Raw genomic sequence first — 15,167 nt, forward strand, 5'->3', positions numbered from 1 at the left:
AGGGCGGCCTTTTCCGTTTCGGCGGATGCAGCCCGCCGTCAGACGATCTCGGAAACCAGCTTTGCGATCATGCCGTTGGAGAGGATGACCGGCAAGCCGGCTTCCGCCGCCTCGCGGCGATGTCTCTCCACGAAGCCCATGCAGTCCATCAGCAGGATTTGCGCGCCGCGTCCGGCCAGCTCCCGCGCAGCCTCCGCGATCGAAACGCCCGCACCACCATAGGGCGACGCCGCGGCATAGAGCGGCGCGCGGCCGAGCGGCGCCCATTTGCCGGCCTCCGAGGAAATCTGCTCGGCCAGCGGCACGATGATGCCGAGCTGCGCGCCCTGCGTCAGTGCCGCCACGGCCGGCGGCAGGATGCGGTCGGGTTCGACGAGGCGCGCCTTCTCAGTCGACAGGCTCGCAAAATGGCCGGTGCAGAGCATCAGGATGGTGCTGCAGCCCTCGGCCTCGAGCATGGCGAGCTTGTGCTGTGCCGCAGCTTCCGTTCGGGCGCGGTCGATGACGACCGCGCTGCCGTCGAGGAGCTTGGTGATCAGCACTGGCTGGCCCGGCTCCGTTGCGAAATCCCGTTCGATCTTGATGCGGCTCAGGCCGTCGAGAACGCCGGCATGGCGCTGTGGCACACTGGCGCCGATCACCGCGTCGAGGATCGGCGTGATGTCGGCGCGTGGCGCCTGGCCGATCGTGAGGGTTCCCAGCTTGCTCATGATCCCGTCCTCCATAAAAGCGAAGGACCCGGGTGGCTTTCCGCCCAGGTCCAACTTGTTCAGCGCTTCCAGAAGTTCTTCGAGACGGAGTCGAAGAACGAGAAGATCGCATCGCCCGCGATGACGCCGGCGGCAAAGACCTCCATGTCGCCCTCGCCGCTCGCGCCGCGCAGCTTCTCCCAGATGACCCGGCAGAGGATGCCGGCCAGCACCGCCCAGCCCGCCATCGGGAAGTTGATCAGCAGGCCGGTGGCAAAGAGCACGCCGATCTGCCGCTTCGGCCCCCCGATGAATTGCAGGATCGCGCCGGGTATCGCCCAGAGGAAGAGCTGCCAGGCGACTCCGGGCGCCACGCCGGCCTTGATCGTCGCGGCATAGACCTTGTTCACGGGGGCGACGAGGTTCTGGTCGAAGAAGGACTGGTAGGAGAACAGGACGACCGCACCGGCGATGACGAAGGCGAACATCGCGGCGAAGAGCTGCTGGCGGCGGCCTTCGCGCTCGAAGGCGGGATCGGCGCCGTTGCCGCGCAGCAGGTAGCCGGCCTTCAGATCATAGCCCATATCGGCGAAAGCGGGCCCGGTCGCGGCGGAGAAGCCGACCAGCAGCGCCAGCGCCGGCATCGGAAAGCCGATCAACATGCCGATGATCAGCGTGATCAGCGCGACCGCGAAAGCCGGGAACCAGCCGGAATGCATCGCGGCGAGGCCGACGATCAGCTCATGCACATAGGCGGCGAAGGCGGCATAGAGCACGAACAGGATGAGCATGCCGATCGACATGTCGCTCATCAGCCCGCCGACCAGCGCGATGAACACCGCGATGACGAGGTAGCCGACGGTGCCGAGACCGAGCGCGCGCTTCACTTCAGCGTCCGAGACGCCTGCGCCCACCTCGCCGGGCTTGGTCGGTTCCGCCCGCCGGAACAGCAGCAGCGCGACCTGCAGCAGCGCGACGAGGCCGGCGCCGATCATGAAGCCGTGCGGGATATAGGCGGCCATCAGGTCGCCCTTGGGAATGATGGTCTCGAAGAGCGGCCCGCCGAAGAGCTGGCCGGAATAGCCGCGCAGCAAGAGGCCGATGCCGAACATCAGCAGCGCCCAGATATTGCCGATGAAGGCGACGCCGAAGGCCGACATCGGGATGCCCGAGACGGCGGCCGAGCCGGCGAAGCCGATCCAGGCCAGCGGAATCTTGACGAATGAGACGAGGATGCCGGTGCCGAACCCTACGCCCATCAGCACTGCCTTGCGTCCACCCTCGTCGCCGGCCTTGATCGCCTCGGCAGCAGCGACGCCCGGCGGCCAGGCGCCCGTCGCGGGGAAGACGCGGGAATCGAACATCCGGTAGAGCAGATAGGCGTCGAGCAGCATCGCGAAGAAGGCGCCCGCCAGCATCGGCAGCACGAGGTCCGGCCGCCCGAGCAGCCAGGGAATGCCGACTGGCAGGAGCAGGCTGTTCGCCGCGCCGAAGGTGGCCGAGGAGATCGCGCTCTGGGCCAGGTTCTGCACATGGATCGAGCGGTAGCGCGTGAAGGCGGCAAGCGGCACGCGCGCCAGCGCCATGGCAGCAAGTGCGCCGATCAGCGAGGTGTTTGCGTGATGCCGAGCGACACCAGCAGCTGCATGCCGATGATCGCACCGAAGACGCAGAGAATCGCGATGAGCAGCAGCGTCGCCGGTTCGAACAGGCTGGGGTGCCGCTGAGGCACCCCTTCAGTCGGATTGTTCATGCCTCAGTCCCCTATTCGCCCCTTACGGGCTGTTTGCGTTTCGATCCTTGTCGTCAGGCAACCAGGATGCCGGCCTTGGCCTCGCCTACGTCCTGCGTGGCATGCGCCCCCTGCACGCCGTAGTCGCGCTTGGCGGCTTCCGGCGAAACGAGACCGAGCGCGATGTCGCGGGCGATCGCCTCTCGTGAGCGCTCCGAAGCGGCCCCGTATCCAGCACCACCGGCGAGCACGAGCTCGACGATCTCATGCGGCTGCTTGACCTGGACCAGCTCGCCGGTGCCGACGTCCTTCAGCACATGGCCCTGCTCGTCGATGACGCGGCCCGAGGCGCTGCCTCCGGCCTTGCCGCCGAACAGGCCCGGGATCGGGTTGTTGACGCCTTCCGGATAGAGCGAGACCAGCGTCGGCAGGCCGTCGTCGGAAAGCTTGCGCAAACGCACGCGCTGGCCGAGGCCGCCGCGATGCTGGCCGGCGCCGCCTGAGTCGGTGAGATAGGTCTTCTCGACCACCAGCACCGGCACGCGCGATTCGAAGGTCTCGATCGAGGTGTTCGCCGCCGAGGTCGGGTAGAGCAGACCCGACTTGCCGTCGCCATGGGCCGAGCCGCCCTGGCCGCCGCCGACGAAGAGCATGTCGGAATAGGTGTCGCCGGCCTGGTCGCGGCCATAGACGCTCGCCGCCACCGGCAGGCCGGTGAAGGCCTGGACCTGCTTCGGCGCTGCCTTGGAGAGCGCGCGGAAGATGTTCGGCGCCAGATACCAGCCGGTGCGGGTGCGCAGGTTCACCGCCAATGGCTTGTCGCAGTTCAGGATCGAGCCCTTCGGCGCATCGATCGAGAAGGCGCGATAGCAGCCGGCATTGCCGCGCACGCCCGGCGTCAGCATGCATTTCAACGGGTAGGTCGCATGCGCCATCGTGTAGTTCAGCGTGCAATTCAGCCCGCCCTGCGGCAGCTGCGGCGGCGCGCCCGCGAAGTCGAGATGGATGGTGTCGCCCTTCACCGTCAGCGCCAGCGGATAGGTCATCGGCGTGCCCAACGGGTTGTTCGAGACCGTGCCGTGATAGGTGCCGTCAGGCAGCGCGCGAATGGCCTCGCGCATCGCCTTCTCGGAACGGCTCTGCACGACATGGGCGAGCGCCCGCAGATCCTGCATGCCGTAGTCGCCGAGGAAGGACTGCAGACGCTCGGCGCCGATGGCATTGGCCGCGACGAAGGAGTCGAGATCGCCGAGCACCTGCTCGGAATTGCGCACGTTCTCGGCCAGCAGGCGCACCAGCGTCTCGTTGATCTTCCCGGCTTCGTAGAGCTTCATCGGCGGGATCTGGAAGCCTTCCTCGTAGATCTCCCGGGCCCGCAGGGAATCCTTGGTGCCGCCGATGTCGGAGACATGGCCGACCGTGCCCATCAGCCCGACGACGCGGTCGCCGAGGAAGACCGGCGTCACCACCGCGATGTCGAAGAGATGGCCGGCGCAGAGCCAGGGATCGTTGGTGATCAGCACGTCGCCGGGCTTCAGCGTCTCGGCCGGATAGCGCTCCAGCAGCGCCTTCACCGCGCGGGGCAGGGTCAGGTTGAACACCGGCATGGCACGGGGCGAATGCGCCAGCGTCTCGCCCTCGGGATCGAGCAGTTCGCAGGCGAAATCCTGCGCTTCCGAGATCACCAGCGAGAAGGCGGTGCGGCAGACGGTCAGCCACATCTCCTCGACGACGTTGATCATCCGGCTCCACATGATCTCCAGCGAGATCGGATCGGCCTCGATCCGGCGCGCGGCTTCGGCCAGCGGCATGTCCTCGGTGATCGAGGTCTCGACCGCATTGGCCTGACCGACATGGACGATGAGGTTCAGCACATCGTCGATGGCGACGCTGTCGCCCGGTGGCACGATCGTGGTCGCCTCGCGCTCCTCGATGATTGCCGGGCCCTTGACGGTGTCGCTGGAGCGGAGCGCATAGCGGTCATAGACGGTGGCCTCGCTCCAGCCGCCCTCGAACCAGGCCTTGCGGGTGCCCTTGACCTTGGCGGCGGCATCGCCGCCGCCGGCCGCGCCGGAGAGCGACAGGGTCGGCACTGGGCCGGCGCAGCGGACGCGGAAGTTGATCGCCTCCAGCCGGGCGCCCTCATAGACCGAGGTGTAGCGGGCCGAATAGGCCTTGCCGAAGGCGGCGCGGATGGCTTCGAGGCTCGACGCATCGATGGTGCCGGCCGGCAGCGGCACGGCGATGTCGTGCATCTGGCCGACGAGGCGCATATCGGCGGAGCGCTCGACCGTGACGTCGGCGGGTTTCACCCCGGCCTCGATCAGGTGCTTGCGGCCTTCCTCCTCGAGCTGGCCGAGCATCGCATTGACGGCGCCGGCGTCGAAACCTTCTGAGAATTCGACCGGCAGCGAGCGCACCATGTCGAAGGAGAGCGGCGCGGCGAGGAAACCGAGCGCCGAAGCCGCGCCCGAGGCCGGCGGGATGATGACCTGCTTGACGCCGAGCACCCGGGCGACGTCGACGGCATGCGCCGGCCCGGCACCGCCGAAGCCGACCATGGCGTAATGGCGCGGGTCCTTGCCCTTCTCGACGAGATGGACGCGGGCTGCCGCGCCCATGCTCTCGACCACGACCTTGTGGATGCCCCAGGCCGCTTCCTCAATGGATAGGCCGAGCGGTTCGGCCACGGTCGAGACGGCCTTGCGCGCCGCTTCGAGGTCAAGCGCCATGCGCCCGCCCAGGAAGAAGCTCGGATCGTAATAGCCGAGCACGAGATTGGCGTCGGTCACGGTCGGCTTCGCGCCGCCCATGCCGTAGCAGGCCGGGCCCGGATCGGAGCCGGCCGAGTGAGGGCCGACCTTGAGCAGGCCGACCTCGTCGATCGCGGCGATCGAGCCGCCGCCGGCGCCGATCTCGATCATGTCGATGACCGGGGCCTTGATCGGCAGGCCCGAGCCCTTGGCGAAGCGGTTGACGCGGCCGGCCTCCAGCATCGGCGCGATCTTGGCGCGGCCGTCCTCGATCATGCAGGCCTTGGCGGTGGTGCCGCCCATGTCGAAGGAGATGACGTCCTTGTGGCCGGCGAGCTCGCCGAACAGCGCCGTGGCGAGGCCGCCGCCGGCCGGGCCGCTTTCGAGCAGGCGGATCGGGAAGGTGCGCGCCGTCTCGGGCGAGACGAGGCCACCGGCCGAATGCATCAGCCTGAGCGCGCCGGTGAAGGAGCGGGCCGCAAGCTCGCGCTCCAGCCGCTGGAGGTAGCGGCGCATCAACGGCTGGACATAGGCATTGGCCGCCGTGGTGACGAAGCGCTGGTATTCCCAGATCTCGGCGACGACCTCGCTCGACAGCGAGACGGTGAGCTCGGGGCAGGTCTCGCGGACGATGCGGCCGGCTTCCTGCTCATGCGCCGGATTGCGGTAGCTGTTGAGGAAACAGACCGCGATCGCCTCGCAACCGGCAGCGGCGAGTTCGCGGGCTGCCTTGCGGACGGCTTCCGCATCGAGCGCGGTGACGACCTTGCCGTCGCGGTCGATACGCTCGGCCACTTCGAGGCGCAGTTCGCGCGAGACCAGCGGGTCGGGGAAGGTCAGGAACAGATCATAGATGTCGTAGCGCTGCTCCGTCCCCATTTCGAGGATGTCGCGGAAGCCCTTGGTGGTGATCAGCCCGAGCTTCGAGCCCTTGCGCTCGATCACGGCATTGGTGACCAGCGTCGTGCCGTGGACGATGTCGCCGACATCGGCGAGCGTGATGCCGGCCATCTCGACGAGTTCGCCGAGGCCGATCAGCGCGGCCTCCGAGGGATCGTGCGGCGTGGTCAGGCGCTTGTGGAGCCGAACCGAGCGCTCCTGCCCGTCATAGAGGATGAAATCGGTGAAGGTGCCGCCGATGTCGAAGCCGATGCGCCAGCGATTGCTCATGGAGCGGTCTCCGCGGTTGAGAGATTCAAGGGTGTGAAGCGCTTGTCCTGGGTCAGGGCCGCGATCTCCGCGGCGCCCTCCCCCAGCGAACGGATGATGGCGAGGCGCTCGGCCGGCTCGACGGTCGCCGCCGGGAAGGAAATGCAGATCGCAACCTCGTCCCCCGTGGCGGGGTCGCCGACCGCGACCGAGATGGCGCGCACTCCGCGCACGGCCTCGTCATGGGATTCGGCGAAGCCGGCACTCCGAACAATGGCGAGGCGGGCGAGCAGCTCGTCGATGTCCTGCGGCGCGGTCTCGGACGGCGCGGTGAGGCCGTCTGGATAAAGCGCGCGGACCTCGCCATCCGTGAGCCGCGCGAGGAGGGCACGACCGGTACTGGAAGCGAAGGCGGGGAGACGATCTCCGATCGCGGTGACGACCCTGAGCGCGTGGCGCCCCGGATGGGCGGTTACCCCGACGATCTCATTGCCGCGCCGGACGCTGATATAGCCGGTATGGCCGATCTGGTCGGAGATCCGCCCGACGACGATGTCGGCCCGGTCGATCAGCGAGGCGGCGAAGCGGTAGAGATGGCCGACCTGGTTGAGCAGCAGCGACGGCCGGTAGCGCTTGCTGTCGCCGACGGTCTCCAGAAGTCCCTCGTCGCGCATCGCCCGCAGCAGGCGCGACGCGTTGCTCTTCGGCATGCCCAGAAGCGAAACGAGGTCGGTCACGGTCACGTCGTGACGCGTGCTGGAGAAGCAACGGAGAACATCCACGGCCGACGACAAGATGGACATCGCGGTCACCGATAAAGTTCCATTAAATGGAACTTGAGTTGCAATAAAAGGAACAATACGCAGGTTGATGAAGATGTCAATCCTGTGACCGGCTCGGCTGCGTGCCTGCCTGGGGAGCGTCGGCATGCCTCGACGCGGGCCGGGCTTGGCTGTATCCCGGCCTCCTCGCCAGTTCGGGCGCCCACGCCTGCCTTGCCGCCACGGAGTTCACCGGATGAGCGACACGCTGCTCTACCTTTCGCGCGGCGACATCCGGGCGCTGGCCATTTCGCCCGGCGAGGCGCGCGAGGCTGTTCTGCAGGGCTTTCGCGACCATGCCGCCGGGCTGAACCGCAGCCTGCCGAAGAACACGCTCACGCTGGGACCGGGCCATGGCTTCCAGGCGATGACGGCGGCGTCCTCCGCTCAGGGGATCGCCGCGATGAAATGGGCGGCGATGGCCCCGGTCGCCGCCGGTTCGCCGCTTCCGGCCGTCAGCGCGCTGATCTGCGTCAGCGACTATGCGACGGGCCTGCCGCTCGCCGTGATGGACGGCGACGAGATCACCCTGATCCGCACGGCTGCGATCAGCGCCGCTGCCGCCTCGCGGCTGGCGCCTGGCGCCTGGCGCGCCGCAGACCATCGGCTTCGTCGGTTGCGGCTTGCAGGCCCACGCCCATCTCGCCGCCTTCCGCGATCTCTATCCGGGCCTGAAGACCGCCCTGATGCTGAGCCGCAGCCGCGCCTCGGCCGAGCGACTCGCCGAAGCCGCACAGGCCGCCGGAATCTCGGCGCAGGTCCTGGATGATGCCGAGGCGCTGCTGTCGCGCAGCTACATCGTGATCTCGATGGTGCCGGGTACGGCGCGCATGACGCCCTTCCTCGATGCAAACAGCATGAAGCCGGTGGCCTTCGCTGCGGCCGTCGACACCGGCCGGAGCTGGAAGCCCGAGGCGTTGCCGGCCTTCGACGTGCTCGCCACCGACAGCCTCGAACAGTCTCATGCGCCCTATGGCGCCGACGGCAACCCCGTCACGACGGTCGCCTTCCAGCACGATCTGATCGAACTGGCCGCGGCCCCGCATCCGACGGCTTCGAGCGGCCGATCGTTCTTCGCCTTCCGCGGCGCCGCCCTCGCCGATCTCGCCCTTGCCCATCTCGTCGTCACGAAGGCCCGCGCGCAGGGTTTGGGGACGAAGCTGCCGCGCTGAGGGACTAGTCTTTCCCGATCAGCTCCAGCGTGCGCGGATCGCACGCATCGTCGAAGAAACCACGCAGGACCGCGCGATAAGGGTTGTCGCCTTCTGCGCTCGCGGCATCAAAGAGCGTCATCGAGGAACGCAGCTTCATATCATCAGGCGAACCGAAGATGGCATGGGCGCTTCGCCCTTCATGGGCCAGCACCGCCTCGGTGCAGCGCGCCAGCCTCGCGCCGAGGACCGGATGCGCCAGGTAGGCCCGCGCCTCGTCGAGCGAAGTCACGCCATAGGTCGGTGACAGGCCCAGCCCGCGCATCTGCGGGAAGAGGAACCAGATCCAATGCGTGCGCTTGCGGCCATCCTTCAGCTCCGCCAGCGCGGTCTGCCAGACATCCTCCTGCGCATCGAGGAAGCGCTGCAACTGGAACGGATCGCGCATCGGCGCACTCCCTGGTCGGGTGTCGGCTACGAGCTGGCGCTCATACTCTCCAAACGCGCATGGAGCTTAGGCGTTCGACGGAGCTCTGCGCCCCGCGCTTGTGCCGGCAGGCGTCCATGCTATTCCCGCCGCACGCTCATCGAGACCCCGCACCATGACTCAGCGCCTGCGCGACTTCGGCATCACCTGCGGCATCATGCAGCCCGGCCCGCTCAACGCGATCACCGATGTGCCCGACGTGAAGATCGGCCACCGCACCTTGCATGAGGGCGATATCCTCACCGGCTTCACCGCCCTGCTGCCGCATGACGGCAACCTCTTCCGCCGCAAGGTCCGCGCTGCGGTCGATGTCATCAACGGCTTCGGCAAGAGCGCCGGGCTGATGCAGCTCGCCGAGCTCGGCCAGATCGAAACGCCGCTCCTGCTCTGCAACACGCTGGCGGTCGGCACGGGCTTCGACGCGCTGGTGACACGCGCACTCGCCGCCAATCCCGACATCGGTCGCGAGACCGGCACGGTCAATCCGGTCGTGCTCGAATGCAATGACGGCTATCTCTCCGACATCCGCGCCCGCACGCTGACCGAGGCGCACGCCTTCGCCGCGCTCGACGCCGCCGCATCGGGCCCCGTCGCGGAAGGTGCGGTCGGCGCCGGCACCGGCATGAGCGCCTTCGGCTTCAAAGGCGGCATCGGCACGGCCTCGCGCCGCTTTACTCTGGACAGCACCGATCACACGCTCGGCGTGCTGGCGCTGGCGAATTTCGGCAATGCCGGCGACCTCGTCCTGCCCGATGGCCGCCGCCCAGTTCCGCCGGAGGTGAACCTGCAAGCCGAGCGTGGCTCGGTCATCCTGGTCATTGCGACCGACGTGCCGCTGGAATCACGACAGCTTCAACGAATTGCAAGGCGCGGTGGCGCCGGCCTCGCCCGGCTCGGCGCCTTCTGGGGCAATGGCAGCGGCGACATCGCCGTCGCCTTCACCACCGCCGATCCGATCGACCACGACCAGCCGGGCGATCTCGTATCGCTCCGCGCCCTCAACGAGAACCGCATCGACACTCTCTTCCGCGCCGCCACCGAAGCGACCCAGGAAGCCGTGCTCAACGCGATGGCGGCCGCACCCGCCACCACCGGGCGGGCCGGGCATTATCGTCCGTCGCTGGGCGACTGGTTGCACGCCAATCCGGCCTGAGCCGAAAACCTTCGACGTCATTCTCGGGCGAGGCGAAGCGCAGACCCGAGAACCTCATGCCGGAAAAGGCGCCTTCTGGTCCTGAGATGCCCGGGTCAAGCCCGGGCATGACGGCTCGGGAGACTCAGGCCCATTCGCCCTTGCGGAACACCGGCACACGGCGCCCGTCGGCGTGGACGCCGTCGATATCGACCTCGCCCGAGCCGATCATCCAGTCGATATGGATCAGGCTCTTGTTGCCGCCCTGCGCCGCGATCTGCTCCGGCGTCAGGTTGGCGCCGTCGACGAAGCATTTCGAATAGCACTGGCCGAGCGCGATGTGGCAGGAGGCGTTCTCGTCGAAGAGCGTGTTGTAGAACAGGATGCCGCTCTTCGAGATCGGCGAGGAATGCGGCACCAGCGCGACTTCGCCGAGCCGGCGCGAGCCCTCGTCGGTGTCGAGCACCTTGTTCAGCACGGCTTCGCCGCGCGAGGCCTTGGCCTCGACGATCCGTCCGCCCTCGAAGCGCACCTGAATCTGGTCGATCAGCGAGCCCTGATAGGAAAGCGGCTTGGTGCTTGAGACATGGCCGTCGACCCGGCGCGCATGCGGCGTGGTGAAGACCTCTTCGGTCGGGATATTGGGATTGCAGACGACGCCGTTCTTGGCCGGCGAGGCGCCGCCCTGCCAGTCATGCCCGTCCGCGAGACCCACGGTGAGATCGGTGCCGGGCCCGGTGAAGTGCAGCGAGGCGAAGCGCTGGCCGTTCAGCCAGTCGCGGCGCGTGCGCAGCGCCGCGTTATGGGCCGCCCAGGCCGCAACCGGGTCGGCCTCGTTGATGCGCGACGCCGCGAAGATCGCTTCGGCCAGCTTGCCGACAGCGACCTCCTCCACATCATCCGGGAACACCTGCTTCGCCCAGGCCGCACTGGGGTAGGCGAGGATGTTCCAGTTGATGTCGAAGCCCGCGATCTTCTCCAGCGCCGGCTGATAGGCGACTGAATTGGCCTTGCTGGCGCGCCCGACCTTGGCCGGGTCCTCGTTCGCCAGCAGCATCGGATTGTCGCCGACGACGGCGAGACGGGCCGTATTGGCGGAAAACGCCTTGGCGACGCCCTCATAGAGCCAGCCCGGCGCCCTGTCGAAGCTCGCATCGGGCGCGAAGCGATAGCGCGCCAGCGTAATCTCCTCGTCCGCGAGCATCGGCGTCACGATGCCGGCGCCGGCCTTGTAGGCGTGCTCGGCGATGCGCCGGACCAGCGGCAGCGCCGCGACCGGCGCGGTCAGGAAAAGGTCCTGCCCCGGCTGGAGGTTCAAGCCCACGCGGATGGCGACCTCGGCCAGTTTGTCGAGCTTAGCGGGATCGATGGCTTGCGGGCGCTGATGAGCAGTCATGGCATTCGACCTGTCGGATTCGGGATATCAGCCATTGCTCGCCCAAATCGCCGCCGGGTCAACCGTCCCGGCGGCAGGGCAGCCATCCGGTGATCGGGCGACGCGCTTTCACGCGGTCGGTTCAGCCGGCTTAGTGCCGAGCCTGAGCTTGCTTGCCCGCAGCAGATGGCTGCGCATCAACGCCGAGGCGACCTCGTTCTCGCCGGCTTCCAAATGGTCGAGCATGCCCAGATGCTCCATGCAATTGACCTGCACGCGCTCGAAGCCGAGGCCCCAGTCGTAGTTCGAGAGGCGCCTGAGCTGGTTCTGGCGCCGCACGGCCGAATGGAAATAGCGATTGCCCGTACCGGCGGCCAAGCCCTCGTGAAAGTCGGCGTTCATTTCGTAGAAGGCGATGCTGGAGGATTCGCGCCAGGGTCGTTGCAGCGCCTCGGCATGCCGCGCCCTCATCTCGGCGATCCAGCCGGGATCGAGGTGGAATCCTGGTTCTAGCATCGCCATCGGCTCGACGATCATGCGGAAGCGATAGCTCTCGTCGCGCAGGCGCTTGTCGCGCGGCTCGTGCAGGAAGCGCCAGCCATAGCCCGCCTTGCGCTCGACCATGTCGAGATCGGCGAGCCGGGCGAGCAGCTTCTGCGCCTCCGGCCGGCCGAGCTCGTAGCGCCGCATCACTTCCAGTTCGGAAACCTCGTCCGGCAGGAGCCCGTTCTCCCGCTCATGCGCCAGCCGCACCATCGCCAGCTCGATCGCCTCCGGCGGCAGCGCGCTGTCGGCGGCGACGGGCAGCTTCAGGATCTCGATGCCCTTGTTGAGTTGGCGGCGCACGATGCCCTGCTCGGCGAGATGGTCGAGCGCGGCGCGCACCGGCGTGCGCGAAACGCCGAGGCGCCGCGCCGTCGCGTTCTCGTTCAGCCAGGCGCCGGCACTGAGCGCATCGTCGCGCACCAGTTGCAGGATGCGCTCGGCGATCTCCTGCTGAAGCCGAGTCGGCATCGCCATCGGAAGAGCCCTTGATTGTTTTAGTTAGCAATGAAATACATTAGAGAACAGTCTCACGCCAGCATATCGGAAAGTTGTGCGCCATGGTCCAGCCCTGCCCCTTCGTCGACGTTTCGGGCTCGCCCTATGAGCGCGGCCGCCAGCATGGCGCGGCCGTGCCGCAGCGCGTGAAACGCTCGATCGAGCTCTATGGCGGCCAACTCGGCGATCTCGGCTACGACGCCAAGGCGAAATCCGCCCTGATCGGCGAGTTCGCCCGCGAGATCGAGGCCTTCGGTGCTCATTACGTCGAGGAGATGCGCGGCATTGCCGACGGCGCCGGCGTCGCGCTCGAAGACGTCATCATGATCAATGCCCGCACCGAGGTCATCGCCAAGGCGCGGATGGTCAAGAACAAGCCGGTCGAGGCGACCGAAGAACTCGACGACGGCTGCACCGGCGCGATCATCCTGCCGGAGCGCAGCGCCACCGGCGAGCTCATCCATGGCCAGAACTGGGATTGGCGCGCCGAATGCGCGGAGACGGCGATCGTGCTGCGCGTGCGCCGTGACGACGGCCCGGATTTCCTGACCTTCGTCGAGGCCGGCGGCCTCGCCCGCTGCGGCATGAACGCGGCCGGCGTCTCGATCACCGCCAACTATCTGGAATGCGAGCGCGACTTCACCCAGACCGGCGTGCCGCTCGCGCTGATCCGCCGCAAGGTGCTGGAGCAGGAGCATCTAGCCTTCGCAATCAAGGCGGTGGCGGCCACGCCGAAGGCCTGCTCCAACAACATGATGCTCTCGACCGTGAAGGGCTTCGGCATCGATTTCGAATGCGCGCCGGACGAGGCCTTCCCGATCTATCCCGAAGACGGCCTGATCGTGCATGCCAATCACTGGGTGGGCCAGATCGCGCTGACCAAGGTGAAGAACACCAGCATCCCCCGCGTGCCCGAAAGCTTCTACCGCGACTGGCGGGTGAAGAAGCTGCTCGACGAGGCCGGCCGCAAGCTCACTGTCGACGACCTCAAGCAGGCCTTCTTCGACGATTTCCTCTCGCCCTACTCGGTCTGCCGCCCCGCCCGCCCCAACGAGGCCGGCAATCTCTCGGCGACGGTCGCGATGGTGATCATGCAGCCGGCGAAGGGGATCATGGAGGTGGCGCCGCTGCCGGCCGAGAACCGCGTCTTCACCCGCTACAGCCTGACAGAGGATCCGATCCTGCTCGCCGAAGCGGCCGAATAACCCGCCCCGGCCCCGCGTCACAACCGAAAAAACAACAGGGGAACATGATGCGCCGACCGATCCTGAACGCCACCGCCCTCGCCGCCGCACTGCTGTGCGGCGGTCTGGTCCAGTTGGCCGAGGCAAGCACGCTGCGTATCCAGCTGCGCGCCGACATCCGTTCGATCAATCCGGGCGTCAATCGCGACGCCAATACCGATGGCGTCGTCCTGCAGATGGTCGAAGGCCTCGTCGCTTATGGCGAGGACGCGCTGCCCAAGCCGCTGCTGGCCGAGAAGATCGACATCTCCCAGGACGGCAAGAGCTACAGCTTCACGCTGCGCCCGGGCGTGAAGTTCCACAACGGTGCGCCCCTGACCGCGGCCGACGTGCTGTGGAGCTGGAACCGCTACATGGATCCGAAGACCGACTGGCGCTGCCTCTCGGAATTCGACGGCCGCGGCCAGGTCAAGGTTGAGAAGGTCTCCGCGCCGGACGAGAAGACGGTCGTGTTCGAGCTGGAGAAGCCGAGCGCGCTCTTCCTCTCCTCGCTCGCCCGCACCGACTGCGCCATGACCGGCATCCTCCATAAGGATTCGCTCAAGGCCGATGGCAGCTTCGACAAGCCGATCGGCACCGGCCCCTTCAAGCTCGGCGAATGGAAGCGCGGCGAATACATCAAGCTGGAGCGCTTCGCGGGCTACGCCTCGCTGCCCGGCAAGATCGACGGGCTGACCGGGGCCAAGCGACCGCTGGTCGACGAAGTCCGCTTCCTCGTCATTCCCGACAACGCGACCGCCAAGGCGGCCCTGCTGCGTGGCGACATCGACATCGTCCCCGACATCGCCAACACCGACATCGCGGAGCTCAAGAAGAACGACAGGGTCAAGACCTCCGTCGTCACCAGCATGGGCCTCGTCGGCCTGATCATCCAGACCCGGGATCCGCTGCTGCAGAACGTCAAGCTGCGCCAGGCGATCGCCGCCGCGATCGACTCCAAGGAGCTGGTCGCCGCCGTCAGCGACGGCATCGGCACGGCCAACAATTCGATCGTCCCGGCGCTCTCCGCCTATTACGGCCCGGTGCAGAAGGAAGGCTGGAAATACGATCCCGCAGCCGCCAAGAAGCTCGTCGCCGAGGCCGGCTACAAGGGCGAGAAGCTCGTGATGCTCGCCAACAAGCGCTATCCCGAGAGCTTCGACGCCGCGGTCGTCGCGCAGCAGATGCTGCAGGCGGTCGGCCTCAATGTCGAGATCGAGGTTCTGGAATGGGCGACGCAGCTCGACCGCTACTCCAAGGGCAACTACCAGATCCAGGCTTTCCCCTATTCGGGCCGCATGGATCCGGCGCTGAGCTTCGAGTCGATGACCGGGCCGAAGGACAAGCAGCCGCGCAAGCTCTGGGACGATCCGCAGGTCCAGGCCCAGCTCGACAAGTCGATGGTGGTGACCGACCGGGCCGAGCGCCAGAAGATCTTCGACGATCTGCACAAGCGCTTCCTCGCCGATGTGCCGATGGTGATGCTCTATAACGGCATCGTCGGCGGCGCGATGGGCGCCAAGACCAAGGGCTACGTCTCGACCGTCAGCTCGCTGCCGCGCGCCTGGGAAGTCACGGTCGGCGAATAGCGGCCCTTCCCTCGCCTTCGGGCTT

12 protein-coding genes and 1 pseudogene are annotated in these 15,167 nt (G+C 67.3%); 5 read left to right on the forward strand and 8 right to left on the reverse strand.

Translation table 11 applies throughout. The annotated features are described in order from the left end of the window. Positions 1-38: 38 nt before the first annotated feature. The 5 genes from NWE53_RS17660 to NWE53_RS17680 are packed head-to-tail and all read right to left on the reverse strand — an operon-like array spanning position 39 to position 7,252. Positions 39-710, reverse strand: coding sequence for an AroM family protein (locus NWE53_RS17660; protein ID WP_265050682.1), 672 nt, complete (start codon positions 708-710; stop codon positions 39-41). A 59-nt stretch (positions 711-769) separates the two neighbouring features. Next, a complete protein-coding gene (locus tag NWE53_RS17665; protein WP_265050683.1) occupies positions 770-2,275 on the reverse strand; it encodes an OPT/YSL family transporter in 1,506 nt (501 codons plus the stop codon). A 17-nt stretch (positions 2,276-2,292) separates the two neighbouring features. Continuing rightward, entirely contained in the window at positions 2,293-2,442 is a 150-nt protein-coding gene (locus tag NWE53_RS17670) for a hypothetical protein (protein ID WP_265050684.1), read from the reverse strand. Between the two features lie 53 nt (positions 2,443-2,495). Continuing rightward, positions 2,496-6,344 carry a hydantoinase B/oxoprolinase family protein gene (locus NWE53_RS17675; RefSeq protein WP_265050685.1) on the reverse strand — a complete coding sequence of 1,283 codons (3,849 nt, stop codon included), beginning with the start codon at positions 6,342-6,344 and terminating at the stop codon, positions 2,496-2,498. Then, positions 6,341-7,252: an IclR family transcriptional regulator gene (locus tag NWE53_RS17680; RefSeq protein ID WP_265050686.1), complete on the reverse strand. Its 912-nt coding sequence runs from the start codon at positions 7,250-7,252 to the stop codon at positions 6,341-6,343. Before NWE53_RS17680 ends, NWE53_RS17675 begins: the two co-directional genes overlap by 4 nt. A gap of 88 nt (positions 7,253-7,340) precedes the next feature. Here NWE53_RS17680 and NWE53_RS17685 point away from each other — a divergent pair. Further along, a pseudogene (locus NWE53_RS17685) lies at positions 7,341-7,703 on the forward strand (hypothetical protein); the annotation flags it as partial. A gap of 64 nt (positions 7,704-7,767) precedes the next feature. Then, complete coding sequence (locus NWE53_RS17690; RefSeq protein ID WP_265050687.1) at positions 7,768-8,316, forward strand: Rossmann-fold NAD(P)-binding domain-containing protein; 549 nt, start codon at positions 7,768-7,770, stop codon at positions 8,314-8,316. Positions 8,317-8,320: 4 nt separating this feature from the next. On the opposite strand, the gene NWE53_RS17695 is transcribed toward NWE53_RS17690, so the two are convergent. Next, positions 8,321-8,725, reverse strand: a complete 405-nt coding sequence (locus tag NWE53_RS17695; protein ID WP_442864844.1) for a DUF1810 domain-containing protein — start codon at positions 8,723-8,725, stop codon at positions 8,321-8,323. 172 nt (positions 8,726-8,897) lie between these two features. Between NWE53_RS17695 and NWE53_RS17700 the strand changes: the two genes are divergently transcribed. Further along, positions 8,898-9,935, forward strand: coding sequence for a DmpA family aminopeptidase (locus tag NWE53_RS17700; RefSeq protein ID WP_265050689.1), 1,038 nt, complete (start codon positions 8,898-8,900; stop codon positions 9,933-9,935). Positions 9,936-10,059: 124 nt separating this feature from the next. On the opposite strand, the gene NWE53_RS17705 is transcribed toward NWE53_RS17700, so the two are convergent. Continuing rightward, positions 10,060-11,310, reverse strand: a complete 1,251-nt coding sequence (locus NWE53_RS17705) for an aminopeptidase (protein ID WP_265050690.1) — start codon at positions 11,308-11,310, stop codon at positions 10,060-10,062. 108 nt (positions 11,311-11,418) lie between these two features. Further along, positions 11,419-12,309: a GntR family transcriptional regulator gene (locus NWE53_RS17710; protein WP_265050691.1), complete on the reverse strand. Its 891-nt coding sequence runs from the start codon at positions 12,307-12,309 to the stop codon at positions 11,419-11,421. Between the two features lie 83 nt (positions 12,310-12,392). On the opposite strand from NWE53_RS17710, the gene NWE53_RS17715 reads away from it, so the two are divergent. Next, complete coding sequence (locus tag NWE53_RS17715; protein WP_265050692.1) at positions 12,393-13,535, forward strand: C45 family autoproteolytic acyltransferase/hydolase; 1,143 nt, start codon at positions 12,393-12,395, stop codon at positions 13,533-13,535. Between the two features lie 47 nt (positions 13,536-13,582). Further along, positions 13,583-15,142, forward strand: a complete 1,560-nt coding sequence (locus NWE53_RS17720) for an ABC transporter substrate-binding protein (protein ID WP_265050693.1) — start codon at positions 13,583-13,585, stop codon at positions 15,140-15,142. Positions 15,143-15,167: the final 25 nt, after the last annotated feature.

Source organism: Bosea sp. NBC_00550, assembly GCF_026020075.1.
Taxonomy (GTDB): Bacteria; Pseudomonadota; Alphaproteobacteria; order Rhizobiales; family Beijerinckiaceae; genus Allobosea.